The following is a 13,825-nucleotide window of genomic DNA, read 5'->3' as shown; positions in this document are numbered from 1 at the left end:
TTTAAACTTCTTTCTTATCATACCCGTAATTCTTCAAAAGAAGATCACTATCTCTCCAGTCTTTCTTTACTTTTACCCAAATCTGAAGATTAATTTTTATATCCAGAAGATTTTCCATCTCCACACGTGCCTGGCTTCCAATTTTTTTCAACATAGATCCCTGTTTTCCAATAATAATTCCCTTATGAGAATCTCTTTCACAGATAATGGTTGCATCAATATCCATGATATGACCATGCCGCCTTGTTTTCATAGAATCAATGACGACAGCAATTCCATGAGGAATTTCCTGACTTAAACAACGAAGGGCCTTTTCACGAATCAACTCTGCACAAATCTGTCGTTCTGGCTGATCTGTAATGGTATCTTCATCAAAATACATCGGACCTTCTTCCAAGTATTTAAAAATAGTATCAATCACATCATCGGTATTTTTGCCTTTTAATGCAGATACCGGAATAATTTCTGCAAAATTGCATACATCTTTATAAGTATTAATTGCTTCAAAAATTTCTTTTTCTTCTACCGTATCAATTTTGTTAATAACAAGGATAATTGGAGTTTTTACTGTGGACAGCTGCTCAATAATATAACGCTCTCCTCCTCCAATAAATGTGCTTGGCTCTACAAGCCATAAGACGACATCAACTTCATTTAATGTACGTTCTGCAACCTTAAGCATATAATCTCCCAGTTTATTTTTTGCACGATTGATTCCTGGGGTATCTAAGAATATGATCTGTCCACGCTCATCGGTATATACCGTCTGAATTCTATTTCTCGTTGTCTGAGGTTTGCTTGAAGTAATTGCAATCTTCTGACCAATAAGACGATTCATCAATGTTGATTTTCCAACGTTTGGCCGACCGATAAATGTTACAAATCCTGATTTAAATTTCTGTGCCATAAATCTTCCTTTCTCTTATAGTATATTTCGAATTTCTTTGAAACAGTCTTTTGCCTGCTCCAATTTTTCTTCATTTCCGATACAGCATCGGTTTCCTTCCTGAACGACAGATGCAATCAATGGTGCAAGTGCTCGAATATCTTCTTTTGTACATCCAAGAACCTGATCTCTATCTTTTTGTAAATCTTCTTCTGTCTTTTGAATCAAATAAGCACTAAAACTTCTTGCCCCCATATCATCTGGTCCCATTGGCATATCCATATTGCTGATTGTTCCAATGATATATTTTTTCATATCACGCTCATCTGCATCAAAATCTTTTACATAATCTGCAGCTTTCTCATAAACTTCATAAGATTCTTTTAAATTTGGATCACGATAAGTCACAAACATAGAATCTCCTTGATTTCCAAAGCTGCACATGCATCCATAGGCTCCGCCTTTCACTCGAAGCTGAATCCATAAATATTCATAGGAAAAGATCATTTGCAGGACTTTTAATGCGCCTGTGTAAGAATAGCCTTCTGTTATAAAGTTTCCGGCACATGCTGCATACTGAACGCCTCCTGCAGTCGCAAATCCTTCATTTTTCTGCAGGCATGCAATTTCAACTTTTTCTCTGTCTTTACGATCTTCATAAAGACGCGATGCAAAATGTGTAAGTTCTTCTTTCATAATTTCCGGTTTTTCTTCTTTTCCTGTATAACTTACAATCATATTTTGCTTCTGGAAAATTGCTTGCTGTGCCTTTTTCATTCCTGCAATAATCCGATCAGCACAAGCATCAAAGTTTTCATACCATTCTTTGATAGATTCATACATACCAATTCCCTGAATTGCTTCTTTATAAGCTGCATATTTTGAAAAATAAGACATCGCACGATTTGCAGCCGTTTTATGTCCATTCTCTTTCAGCTGAATTTTCAAGTTTGTATAAATTTGTCCAATAATCTCTTTCAAACGTTTTTTATCTTCCAATTTACTCTCAAATACAATCTCCTCCATCAAATCAAAGGCCTTTTTGATGTTTGGGTAAAAACATTTTGTCTTGACCGTAAATAATGGAAGAAATTCATTGTTTTGTTTTGGAAGAATACTCATTGTTGCTGCGATTCCACCAGTCTCAATACTAATATCATTTCCAAGTTCTAGATACGTACGCTTCTGTGTATCCACACCAGTTAACACTTCAGTAAGCAATGCTGCATAAGGGACAAGATCCATTGCTACATAACTCATATCAAAAGTAAGCTTCAAATAGCAAATCTTATTTGTAAAATACTTATGCCATAACACTTTGATATTATCCATTGTTATTTCTTGATTAGAAAATGGTTTTACTTCCTTACGAATATCTTCAATATCAAGAACTGGAATTTTCTCAAGTTCTTCTTTTGTCGAAGGTGTTTCCTGAATTTCTTTCAGACGCTTTGTCTCCTCTGCCAATTTTTTTATTTCTTCACTGTTCAGAGATTCTTTGTATGCTTTTAGAATTTTAGCTTCTTTTTCGTCTTTTTCTTTTTGTAAACCTTTCTTTGGTTTCATTACCACAATAGATTTATGAGGATTATTCAAAAGATATTTTTTTATCAATTCTTCAAAATATCCACTATCCATCTTTTCTCTTAAAATTTCAAAAACCTCATTGGTTTTAATATGAATAAATGGTTTTTCATCATCATAAAGCCAGCTATCATACATCTGAAGTCCATAAATTAAGCCTTTTGGAAAACGTCCAAAGTTTGATTCTTTATATTTAAATTCATAATAATTAAACGCTGCAGTCAAACTTCTTCTTGAAATTCCTTCTTCGGAAATCTTTTTCAAAGTTTCTTCAATAATACGAATAAAATCAGCTTCCTGATCATCTCTTGCTTCTTGCGCTTCAATAGTAAAGATTGGCTGTTCGATTCCATTATCATAAGAACTTCCTATATCTTTTCCAATGCCTGCATCCATTAATGCCTTTTTCACCGGTGCTCCTGGCGCCCCAAATAAAGCACGATCAAGAATTTGGAATGCCAGATACAATTCACGATCCAAACTGTTTCCAATAACTGCATTATATGCAAAATATGTCTTTCCTTCCTCTGAGTCATTTTCTCCAACTGGATAAAATTCCTCTACATGTTTTGGTTGCCCAAAAGCTTCCTGCGGTTTCCAAGAAGAATCTATTTTCTTTTCTTCATAATTTTTTAAATAATGTTCATGAATAAAATCAAGATACTGATCTACATCCATATCTCCATATAAATAAATATAGCTATTTGATGGATGATAATAAGTTCTATGGAAATCAAGGAACATTTCATAGGTTAGATCCGGAATTGCCACAGGATCTCCACCAGACTCAAAACCATAAGGAGTATCTGGAAGCAATGATTTTTGAATAATACGCGCAAGTTGTTGATCTGGAGATGAAAAAACACCTTTCATCTCATTGAAGACGACACCATTGTAAATAACAGGAGCATCTTCTGATTCCAGATCATAATGCCATCCTTCCTGTTCCATAATTTCTGGTTTTTTATAAATATTAGGATAAAAAACTGCATCCAAATAAACATGTACAAGATTAAAAAAATCTTTTTCATTTTGGCTTGCTACTGGATATACCGTTTTATCTGGATATGTCATCGCATTTAAAAATGTGTTTAAAGAACCTTTCACAAGTTCTACAAACGGATCTTTCATTGGAAATTCTTTGGATCCGCATAAAACCGAATGTTCCAGAATATGAGCTACTCCGGTATCATCTTTTGGCGGAGTTTTAAATCCAATCTGGAAAACTTTGTTATCATCCTGATTTGAAATGACAACCACTCTGGCCCCGGTTTTATTATGTCTTAGAAGATATCCGGTTCCATCTAATTCTTCGATTTTTTCTTCTTTTATTATTGTATAATTTTTGTTCATAAGAAATCTCCTTTTTTCAATTTTAGGAATTACCCAGGAAATTATTTTATATATTCAATCTATTTCATGCTACTACAAAAACGATGGAAAAGAAAGGCTTTCTTATAAAAAAAACTGATTTTTCAAACGCCAGATTTTTCCTCCGACGTTTAAAAAACCAGTATCATCCTTTAGCGCTTGATCGATTGAATCGCTGAATAAGCACTATAATAATTCTTTTTGTTTACCGTGCGATAAGAACGCACTTTAAAATAATAGGTCTTTCCTTTTTTCAATTTTCCTGATGTATAAGAAGTTGTCTTTGCAGATACTGTTTTTACTTTTCTATAGCCAGAGTTCTTCTTTTCTGACATATAGACCTCATATTTTGTTATTTTACTAATTTTTGACCAGTTTATTTTCACTGCATAAGAACCACTTTTTGCAATCTTCGTAATCTTATTGGTCTGAGGATTTACTGTCACGTTACATGATGCTTTCTTTCCATTGCTGATCGTTACCGTGATGGTTGCTTTTCCTGCACTCTTTGCCGTCACTTTTCCCGTTTGATCTACAGTTGCAACTTCAGCGTTTGATGAAGTCCAATTCGTTGATAACTTATAAGTTTTGCGAATAGAATCTGTCGCAGATAAGAATCCATTTTTTCCAACACTCATTGTCATACTTTTTTTACTAAGTACAACATCCGGCATATAACCACCTTGTGTCCAGTCTCCAATCTTATAATTTAGATCAACAGTTCCGTTAATCCCAGGAATTGATCCACTGTTTGAATACTGCCACATATGATAATTCTTATCATAATCACATTGAGATGTATACTGTGCAATCCATCGAGGAAAACGGTCAAACATCGAATGTTTCAACTTGTTTTGAAACCAGTCTTTGTTTGCATACACGCCGACGTTTGTATAACCATTGGCTTCTAACGTACTGAAAAATGTATCTGCAATCTGCGCTAATTGATCAACAGATAACTTCTTCTGTTCCTTGTCTTCCATGTCATAGTAAATAGGATAGGTAAGATTCCTTCCCTGAATCAGACGAAGAACATGTTCTGCCTCGCTCTTTGCAGCTTCTGTTGTGGTTGCACAACTGTAAAGATAAACTCCATATGGAATTCCAAGCCGTTCACATTCACTGACGTTATATTCCCATTGCTTATCGTCATTGGCTTCTTTATTCGTCCCATATCCACAACGCAAAATAACAAAATCAACTTTTGGATCTGCTGCACTGTCACTATATGCTTTCACCTGTTCCCAGTCAATCCTTCCTTGATGGTAACTAACATCGATACCAGAAGCTGTCGCATTTGCTGGTTTCTTTACTTTTCCTGCACTTTTTGCCATACGAGCAAAATTTTGCTTTAAGGTTCCGTTTTCATATCGCCAACTATTTTCTTTTGTTTGCTGATAAGTTTCTGCTGCCCATATCGGACGCACTTTACATGATCCGACACTAAAACTAATTAAAAGCATCATAACTCCAAGCATAAAACTTACGAGCAAATATAATTTTTCATTTCTTCTCATATAATACCTGTTCTTTCTTTTGCCGCATCTTATCACACTTACAAAACAAGTATATCATATCTTTTGTTTCTATTTTTTAACTTTTTTCTTAAGATTTTTAACATCCCATCTTTGTCATTTCTTTTTTTAATCGTTTAATAATCTTTTTTTCAAGCCGCGAAATATAAGATTGAGAAATTCCCATCATATCTGCAACTTCTTTTTGCGTCTTTTCTTCTCCATTTTTCTGATTAATTCCAAAACGAAGCTCTATAATCTTTTTTTCTCGTTCTGTAAGAATTCTCATGGCTTTCATTAAAAGCCTTCGATCCACCTCATGTTCCAAATCTCGATAAATAATGTCCTCGTCTGTTCCAAGAATATCTGATAAAAGAAGTTCATTTCCATCCCAGTCTACATTTAATGGCTCATCAATAGATACTTCCATCCGTGTTTTATTATTCCTGCGAAGATACATCAAAATTTCATTTTCAATACATCTGGAAGCATAGGTTGCAAGTTTTATATTCTTTGCTGGATTAAATGTATTGATTGCTTTAATCAGACCAATGGTACCAATTGAAATAAGATCTTCTACCCCAATTCCTGTATTATCAAATTTTTTTGCAATATAAACAACCAACCTTAAATTTCTTTCGATCAACATCGCTCTTGCCTCCGGCTCCTGTCCGGTTCCAAGCATATGGATCATCTTCTGCTCTTCTTTTGCTTCCAATGGTGCCGGCAAAATTTCAGCGCCTCCTATGTAATGAATTTCGTTTCCCCTAGCAAAAAAAGTTTTTCGTCCATTTGTCAAATTTAATTTCAGCACACTATGACCTCCCATATTTGATCAGATCCGGATGAATTAGCAGGTCATAAGCCCCGTTTCCTGACAATGATTCTTCTGATATAGCAATCATTCCTTGGCCAATTTCCTCCGTCCCTGCTTTTCCTGTAATTTTCATATCAGTAACAAGAATTCCTGTCATCATGCCATACGCTTTTCCTACACTGTGATATGGAATCATACGAATTTTTATCTTTGAATCTTCTATCAGCCATTTAGAAAGCGGCTGATGAATATACTGCTGTAAAACAGAACACTCTATTACAGAAACTGGCATTTTCCCAATCGGTTCATAAAGAAAATTTCCTGTATCCAAAAATCCTCGTACACAAATTTTTCTTTCACCAATGTGAAAAGTCACATCATACAAATAGTCCTTTCTAGAGGAAAATCCCTGCCAGATATACTTGTAAAACAAGAGCATACCTGGCAAAACAAAGAGGAATCCCAAAAACCAATTTCTCATAAGCTTAAGATTGTACAGCACAAACCAAATACCACCATACAAGATTCCACTAAAAAAAAGACAAAATGCTGTATAAATCGTTCGTCTGATTCCTTCGCCAAATCCAATCCATGCTGTTATAAAAACAGACATTACAAAAATTAAAACATGCAAAATTGGATTCCATGGAAACATTAAATCAATACATCCTGCCAAGCTTCCAAAAATAATGCCTGTAAAAATTCTAACCTTGCTCCTTCGCTTTTTCAGCGCCACACTGACACTAGAAAGTAAAACAAGTAAAACCATTGCCTGACGTAAAAACATGATAATGAAGAACATGTTGTTATTATAGAAAAAATGCAGAAATTTCTTTGTCATAAAATGGCAGTTGCGTCTGTATCTTTTCTACATTTTCCGTCAGAAATCTGTTATAATGACAAACAACATCTTAATTTAGGAGGAATTTTTATGGAACATGTGATTCATCAGATTGCACCTGTCTTTAATGATCAGTCAAAACTTCTAATCCTCGGTTCTTTTCCATCAGTAAAGTCTAGAGAATTTAAATTTTTCTATGGTCATCCGCGAAATCGTTTTTGGAAGGTACTCGCTGCATTATGGGGAGAAAAAACACCTCTTTCCATCGAAGAAAAAAAGAGGTTTCTTTTAAAAAATCACATCGCCGTTTGGGATGTGATCGCATCATGTGATATTAAAGGCTCCAGTGACAGCAGCATTCAAAATGTCATACCAAATGACTTTTCTAATTTACTAAAAACGGCGCCAATCCGTAAGATTTATACAAACGGAGGCACCGCATATAAGTTTTATCAGAAATATTGTGAAGCGCAGACTGGTATTAAGGCAATCAAACTTCCTTCCACTAGCCCAGCAAATGCTTCTTTTTCTCTAGATCGCCTAATAAATGAATGGAAAATTATACTTCAATAACCTGACCAGGACCGGTAATTTCTACCACAGTATCTTTCCACGCTGCTCCATCACTGCTAGAAAGATACTGATGGATGATTTTATAGTCCCCAAAACAATGCATTGGAAATACTTTTTTAGGATGTACCATTTCCAGAAAAGTGTTCATTCCAAGGCAATATTTATCTTCCTGTCTCGGATCCAGAAGCATAAAGGCAAGATCGATTTTGCGTCCTTCTAGCTTTCTAATTTCCTTAAGAAATGTATTTTTATAATAACGATTATCTTCTTTGGGTTCCCCATTCCAATGCCACCAATTTAAATCTCCTGCATGATAAATTGTTTTTTCTTCTGATTGCACTACAAATGCAACCCCAAGGTCATTGGATTTTAAAGTTTCAACGGTAAGATTTCCTATCTTCTTTTTCTCATCAGCTCCCATAAAAACAGCATCTCTTTCTTCTTTTATGTCATCCGAAAGAATATACGTAATATTTTTATATTGTTTTTTCAATTCCCATATTTTTTTATTATAATGATCACTATGTCCATGAGATACAAATACAAAAATATCTTTTTCTTGTGAAAATTTTGGAATTTCCCCTTTATAATAATCAAATATCAATACTGCATGATCAAGTTCCACACAAAATCCGCTATGATCCATAAATATTACTTTCATTTTCCTAATCCTTTCACTATTTTTTCCTTCAAATCTGGATCAAAAACACCGCTTTTTAACATTTCAATTTCATATTTATATGGTGGATATGATTTTTTCCCTTCTGATTCTTTCACATATGGAGTTTCCAGAATTTTAGGAACTTTCTCAAAATCTTTATACTCCGCCACATATTTTAATGCCTCAAACCCAATTTCTCCAAATCCAAAATTTTCATGTCGATCTTTTCTTGCACCCATTGGGTTTTTACTATCATTTAAATGGATAACTGCAATCTGATCTTTTCCGATGGCATGATCAAACTCGTCAATCACCTGATCAAAAGAAGTTTTAATATCCAAACCGCTGTCGCTAACATGACAAGTGTCAAAGCAAACCCTTAGTTTTTCCGGATACTTTACGCCATCATAAATTCTTCGAATTTCTTCAAAATTCCTTCCAATCTCACTTCCTTTGCCTGCCATTGTTTCCAATGCAATGTGCACCGGCGCATCCTCTTTTAGTACTTTGTTCAACCCTTCTATGATCCTCTGAATTCCAGCCTCTACACCAGCACCTACATGAGATCCTGGATGCAATACAAGAACTTTGCTTCCCATAGCCGCCGTTCTTTCTATCTCTATTTTAAGGAAATCTACCGCTAATTCAAATGTTTCTGGTTTTGTTGTATTTGCAAGATTGATAATATAAGGTGCATGCACAATAAATGTATCTATTCCTGATTCTTTCATAAGTTTTTGCCCTTCTTCAATCTTTAATTCTTCTATTTTCTTTCTTCTTGTATTCTGAGGTGCTCCTGTATAAACCATAAATGTATTTGCTCCGTAAGAGAGTGCTTCTTTCACGGAACCAAGGAACATATCTTTCCCCTTCATCCCAACATGAGATCCTATTAACACTTTTATTTCCCCCTTTTTGATCATGATTTGCATCTTATTATAGGAGAAAAACGACTTAATTCCAATAAAAATAAGGTTTTTCCCCATTTTTTTAAATTTTTTCATTTTTTTGTTGACAATAAGATCTTAGAGTGGTATTATAAGGTTGTTGAGCAGTTGTGGCGGAATTGGCATACGCGCTAGACTAAGGATCTAGTCCGGGTAAACTGGGTAGGGGTTCAAGTCCCCTCAACTGCATCTTTGCCGATGTGGCGGAATTGGCAGACGCGCTGTGTTCAGGTCGCAGTGAGTGTACGCTCGTGCGAGTTCGAATCTCGCCATCGGCATAAAGTACCGAAGCAGATGCTTCGGTTTTTTTGTTTTATAAAAAATTATATCATAACTCTCTATTTCTTTTCATACTTTTAATCAAACCAGCTAAAACATCTGCTACAATTCTCTTTTCTTTCCCATTACACCCTTCCATAAGAAGTTCAAATTCTTTACATTGGAAATCTTTTATTTTTCGTTTTTCCTCTGGATAGCTATCTATCAGCAATTCATCCATTGTTACATCTAAAATTTCTGCAATATTAGCCAGCAATCCCAACGATGGATTTTTCGATGCATTTTCAATATTTGACATATGTTGCGGTGAAATATCCAATTGCTCTGACATAAATTCCTGTGTCATACCTTTGGATTTTCTAATACTTCGAATCCTGATACCCAGTGCCTTAAAATCAATTTCCATGTAAATTTTCTCCATTCTGTTTCTTATTATTCATTCTAGTATGAAACAAAACTTCAAATAACAATCTAATAGAATGTATTCTATTCTTATAGACGATTTTTCATCTTTCTGATAAAATAAAATCAATTCAAATCCTGATTTTCATTTTAAGGAGGTTCTTTATGAATAGAAAAAAATATTTTATATTTCTCCTTTGTACCCCGCTTTTTTTATGGGGCATCAAACGTTTTATATTCCTTTTGCGTAAAAAACGCGCTCGAATTCTTGTCACTCAATGGAAAAACCGTTATCAGCCATTTTCATAAATAAAACAGCAAATAGACAAGTCCCCATAGCATAAAAAAAGACATTACGTTCTTCCTTTGAAACGTAATGTCTTTTTTCTTTAATTATATTATATTATCAGCATTATATTATCAACGATTATTACGGATTACTGAATGATTCTTCTTGCACAGACCGGTATTCGATAAAATGCACTGGAAATCTTAATTCCTCCTTTTGGATATGGTGCTGAATTACTAGCATGTACAACCTGTCCTCCTCCAATATAGATAGCAACATGATTGATTCCTCCACCATCACCATAGAACAATAAATCCCCGGCTCTTAAATTACTGGTCGATACACGGATACCTTCCGTCGCCTGTGAACTTGATGTACGACTAATACTGTAACCAAACTTTGCAAGTACCTGCTGCGTGAATCCAGAACAATCAATTCCTCCTGTTAGACTATTTCCACCATAACGATATGGATTTCCAACAAATTGCTGTGCATAATTTGCTACCTTCTGTCCAATGGTTGCTCCAGAAATTGAGGATGCTGATGCACTACCAGAAACAGCTGATGAACGTTCCGTTGTTTTCGAAGATGAAGAAGATGTATTTGTTTCTTCCTTTGTCATCGACGATGATGCAACCGTTTTCACTGCTTTTACTTTTTTACTTTGCTCTGCCTTTCTTGCAGCTTCTTTTGCCTTCTTTTTTTGCTGCGCTTCCTGAATTTCCTTCATCGTCTTCGCTTTTCCAAAAGAATATCGGATTTTCGCATAATCTGCGGAAATATATCCCGTCTTTCCATTGACCGAAACTTTTGCCCATCCATCTGAAACATTTTTCACTTGATAAGTTTCACCTTCCGATAACAATGTTACAATATCAGACTTCGTTGATGGTTTTTCTCTTACCCTTAAAGTTTCTACCGAAACTTTTGCAACACGTTGAATCTGATTACTTTTTGCAAATGTCTCCACATCGTCTCCGAATTTAAGATATTGATTATAGACATATCCGTTGGCATTTCCAGATTCTATTTTAGACCATTCCGCTCCTTTCTCAAGAACAGTCACAATATTTCCCTTTTTTAATTTTCCTACAACCTCAGAATCTATACTTTTTTTCTTTCGAATATTTAAGGTTGTTGTTGAATAAATATCTGCTACTGCTTTATTTTTATATTTTTCCAAAGATTGCTTCGTCTCTGTTTTCTTTTCTTTTGCATTTGATCCGGCTGCGGCAACAGGAGTTGTCATAAGGACACTTCCTGCAAGCGTCACCACTGCCATAGATAATTTCATTTTTTGAATAATCATGTTGTTCCTCCTAAAATTGTCACAAATATTACAAAAATATTAAGTATTGTGGTGTTATTATAGCATAATACTCCTCTGTGTCAATACTTTTTCGTAATTTATGTAATAATTTTGTAATATTTTATTGCTTTTTGTAATATTTAGAAGGTTTTTTGTTTTTATTCAAAAATTCTTTTACAAATCTTTCCTACCTTTTTATAAAGGTTTTCTGGTTTACACCCAATAAAGAATTGTCCATCCTCATACAAAATTTTTCCATTTACCATAGTCATTTTCACATTTTGCTTGCTTCCACTATAAACTAAGTTTTTTTCTAAATTATGAATCGGCTGCATATTAGGCTGGTTTAAATCAATCATGATTAAATCTGCTGCTTTCCCTTTTTGTAGCACATCACACTGATCGAGTCCCATCGATCTTGCTCCCTGCACAGTTGCCATTTTAAGAACCTCACATGCATCTACAGCACTTGCATCATGCTCACGATATTTCGCCAAAGCTGTTACAAGAAACATTTCACGAAACATGTCCAAACAGTTATTGCTTGCAGGACCATCAGTCCCAATGGCAATCGGTATTTTTTCTTGAAGCATTTGATTGATTGGAGCAATTCCGCTTGCAAGTTTTAAATTAGAGGCCGGATTGGTTATAACATAAATTTCACGTTTTTTAACAACACAAAGATCCTGTTTAGTCATATGAACGCAATGATATAATCCACCTCCATATTGAAACAAGCCCAATTGATCCATATAAACAGTTGGTGTCATCTTGGTCCGCTCGATACACTGTTTTACTTCAGCCTCCCCTTCAGAATTATGTGTATATACTGGCGCATGATATTTTTTTGCAAGTTGTGCAATTTCTTTCAAAATTTCTTTTTTTGTTGTATATTCTGCATGGAATCCAAGTTGGAACCGAATTAATTCCGATTGATGATTCCATTTTTGATACCATTGTTCTAATTCTTCCACAGACTGTGTAAAATCATTCACTGCCCCGCAAATAACAGTTCGAAAGCCACAATCTATAGATGCCTGTGCCATCGCATCTGGCATCAAATACATATCAAAATTTGCCGTTATGCCACTCGTTAAATATTCCATAACTGCAAGTTTCGATAAATAATAAATATCTTCTGAGGTAAGCTTTGCCTCGTATGGAAATACCTGGTCATTCAGCCACGATAAAACCGGAAGATCATCCGCATGGGATCTTAAAAATGTCATCGCAGAATGCGTATGTGCATTCTTAAATCCAGGCATAACCAAATTACCTTTTGCATCAATCTGACGTTCCCATTGCCTTTCAGCTGCCTTTTTTGTTACTTCTTCTCCAACATAGAAAATATGTCCGCCATCTATCCAGATTTCTCCGTCAAACGGCTCTTTTCCTTCTTCCATTGTTAAAATTTTGGCGTGATAAATCCGGATCATAAAACATTCATCCTTTCTTAAGCTTGTTTCCCATTCTTAAAATTATATCTGTCACTAGTTTTTTAAATACCGGTGCTGCTTTATCCGCCATTTCTTGAACATCCTTATGACTTAATGGCTGTTTGGAAATCCCTGCAGCCAAATTTGAAATACAAGAAATACCACAAATCTTCATTCCCATATGATTTGCAGCAACCGCCTCACAGGCTGTGCTCATTCCAACCGCACTTCCTCCAATAATTTTACACATCTTAATTTCCGCTGGAGACTCAAAATCTGGCCCTGTTAACTGAATATAAGTTCCCTCTTTCAAATCAATTCCAACATCCTTGGCACTTTCTCTTATGAGATTACAAAGTACTCGATCATAAATTTCACTCATATCCGGAAATCTTGGTCCAAGTTCTTCTATATTGTTTCCAATCAAAGGAGATGGCACAAAACTCGAAATCTGATCTGTAATCATCATGAAATCGCCCGGATGAAATTGTTCACAAATTCCCCCAGCTGCATTCGTCAAAAACAAAACCTCTGCACCAAGCAGTTTCATCAGCCGGATGGGAAGAACAACATCCTGCATAGAATATCCTTCATAATAATGAACTCTTCCTTGCATAATTACAACCGGAACATTTCCGACATATCCAAAAACAAACCGTCCTTTATGTCCTTGAACTGTTGATACCGGAAAACCTTCAATATCATGATAACTAATCACTTTCTCAATTTGAATTGTATCTGCATAATCTCCAAGTCCTGATCCGAGAACTAACGCAATCTGCGGCTGAAACTCTGTTTTTTGTCTTACACTCTGATAACATTTTTGTAATTTTTCGTATACCATATTCATAAGCATTTCCCTCCTTTCTTTTATTATCTCACAAAACCAAAAAAACCGCCATCCACAGAATCAATT

At 35.1% G+C, this 13,825-nt stretch carries 13 protein-coding genes and 2 tRNA genes; 4 read left to right on the top strand and 11 right to left on the bottom strand.

Annotated elements, in window-relative coordinates:
* Position 1 precedes the first annotated feature (1 nt).
* The 5 genes from era to KQI71_RS03250 form a co-directional block, all read right to left on the bottom strand.
* On the bottom strand, positions 2 to 907 hold the full coding sequence (gene era / locus KQI71_RS03270) for a GTPase Era (protein ID WP_216434044.1): 906 nt from the start codon (positions 905 to 907) through the stop codon (positions 2 to 4).
* Positions 908 to 922: 15 nt separating this feature from the next.
* Positions 923 to 3,823: an insulinase family protein gene (locus tag KQI71_RS03265; RefSeq protein ID WP_216434042.1), complete on the bottom strand. Its 2,901-nt coding sequence runs from the start codon at positions 3,821 to 3,823 to the stop codon at positions 923 to 925.
* Positions 3,824 to 3,993: 170 nt separating this feature from the next.
* Positions 3,994 to 5,358 carry a GH25 family lysozyme gene (locus KQI71_RS03260; RefSeq protein WP_216434039.1) on the bottom strand — a complete coding sequence of 455 codons (1,365 nt, stop codon included), beginning with the start codon at positions 5,356 to 5,358 and terminating at the stop codon, positions 3,994 to 3,996.
* Between the two features lie 97 nt (positions 5,359 to 5,455).
* Positions 5,456 to 6,184, bottom strand: coding sequence for an RNA polymerase sporulation sigma factor SigE (sigE, locus tag KQI71_RS03255; RefSeq protein ID WP_216434038.1), 729 nt, complete (start codon positions 6,182 to 6,184; stop codon positions 5,456 to 5,458).
* The gene (locus KQI71_RS03250; protein WP_216434036.1) at positions 6,171 to 7,013 is read right to left on the bottom strand and encodes a sigma-E processing peptidase SpoIIGA; all 843 of its coding nucleotides are present in this window, start codon (positions 7,011 to 7,013) and stop codon (positions 6,171 to 6,173) included. The genes sigE and KQI71_RS03250 overlap by 14 nt, the downstream gene beginning before the upstream one ends.
* 90 nt (positions 7,014 to 7,103) lie before the next feature.
* On the opposite strand from KQI71_RS03250, the gene KQI71_RS03245 reads away from it, so the two are divergent.
* A complete protein-coding gene (locus tag KQI71_RS03245; protein ID WP_216434034.1) occupies positions 7,104 to 7,586 on the top strand; it encodes a DNA-deoxyinosine glycosylase in 483 nt (160 codons plus the stop codon).
* On the opposite strand, the gene KQI71_RS03240 is transcribed toward KQI71_RS03245, so the two are convergent.
* Together KQI71_RS03240 and KQI71_RS03235 are read right to left on the bottom strand one after the other, a co-directional pair.
* Positions 7,573 to 8,247: an MBL fold metallo-hydrolase gene (locus KQI71_RS03240; protein WP_216434033.1), complete on the bottom strand. Its 675-nt coding sequence runs from the start codon at positions 8,245 to 8,247 to the stop codon at positions 7,573 to 7,575. The genes KQI71_RS03245 and KQI71_RS03240 overlap by 14 nt on opposite strands.
* On the bottom strand, positions 8,244 to 9,146 hold the full coding sequence (locus tag KQI71_RS03235) for a deoxyribonuclease IV (protein WP_216434031.1): 903 nt from the start codon (positions 9,144 to 9,146) through the stop codon (positions 8,244 to 8,246). The genes KQI71_RS03240 and KQI71_RS03235 overlap by 4 nt, the downstream gene beginning before the upstream one ends.
* Before the next feature lie 152 nt (positions 9,147 to 9,298).
* Here KQI71_RS03235 and KQI71_RS03230 point away from each other — a divergent pair.
* Together KQI71_RS03230 and KQI71_RS03225 are read left to right on the top strand one after the other, a co-directional pair.
* Positions 9,299 to 9,383, top strand: a tRNA-Leu gene (locus KQI71_RS03230).
* 5 nt (positions 9,384 to 9,388) lie between these two features.
* Positions 9,389 to 9,472 (top strand) — tRNA-Leu (locus KQI71_RS03225).
* A gap of 50 nt (positions 9,473 to 9,522) precedes the next feature.
* On the opposite strand, the gene KQI71_RS03220 is transcribed toward KQI71_RS03225, so the two are convergent.
* Positions 9,523 to 9,879: a helix-turn-helix domain-containing protein gene (locus KQI71_RS03220; RefSeq protein ID WP_216434029.1), complete on the bottom strand. Its 357-nt coding sequence runs from the start codon at positions 9,877 to 9,879 to the stop codon at positions 9,523 to 9,525.
* A 161-nt stretch (positions 9,880 to 10,040) separates the two neighbouring features.
* On the opposite strand from KQI71_RS03220, the gene KQI71_RS03215 reads away from it, so the two are divergent.
* The gene (locus KQI71_RS03215) at positions 10,041 to 10,184 is read left to right on the top strand and encodes a hypothetical protein (protein ID WP_216434027.1); all 144 of its coding nucleotides are present in this window, start codon (positions 10,041 to 10,043) and stop codon (positions 10,182 to 10,184) included.
* Positions 10,185 to 10,312: 128 nt separating this feature from the next.
* On the opposite strand, the gene KQI71_RS03210 is transcribed toward KQI71_RS03215, so the two are convergent.
* From KQI71_RS03210 to KQI71_RS03200, 3 genes are all read right to left on the bottom strand, one after another.
* Complete coding sequence (locus KQI71_RS03210) at positions 10,313 to 11,473, bottom strand: C40 family peptidase (protein ID WP_216434026.1); 1,161 nt, start codon at positions 11,471 to 11,473, stop codon at positions 10,313 to 10,315.
* 158 nt (positions 11,474 to 11,631) lie between these two features.
* Positions 11,632 to 12,909: an amidohydrolase gene (locus KQI71_RS03205; RefSeq protein WP_216434023.1), complete on the bottom strand. Its 1,278-nt coding sequence runs from the start codon at positions 12,907 to 12,909 to the stop codon at positions 11,632 to 11,634.
* Positions 12,910 to 12,916: 7 nt separating this feature from the next.
* The gene (locus KQI71_RS03200; protein ID WP_216434022.1) at positions 12,917 to 13,759 is read right to left on the bottom strand and encodes a purine-nucleoside phosphorylase; all 843 of its coding nucleotides are present in this window, start codon (positions 13,757 to 13,759) and stop codon (positions 12,917 to 12,919) included.
* Between the last annotated feature and the right edge of the window lie 66 nt (positions 13,760 to 13,825).

Source organism: Anaerostipes sp. MSJ-23 (assembly GCF_018918155.1).
In the GTDB taxonomy this organism is placed as follows: domain Bacteria; phylum Bacillota; class Clostridia; order Lachnospirales; family Lachnospiraceae; genus Anaerostipes.
Note: the sequence above shows the minus strand (reverse complement) of the source record. Positions and strands in the feature narration are given on the sequence as shown.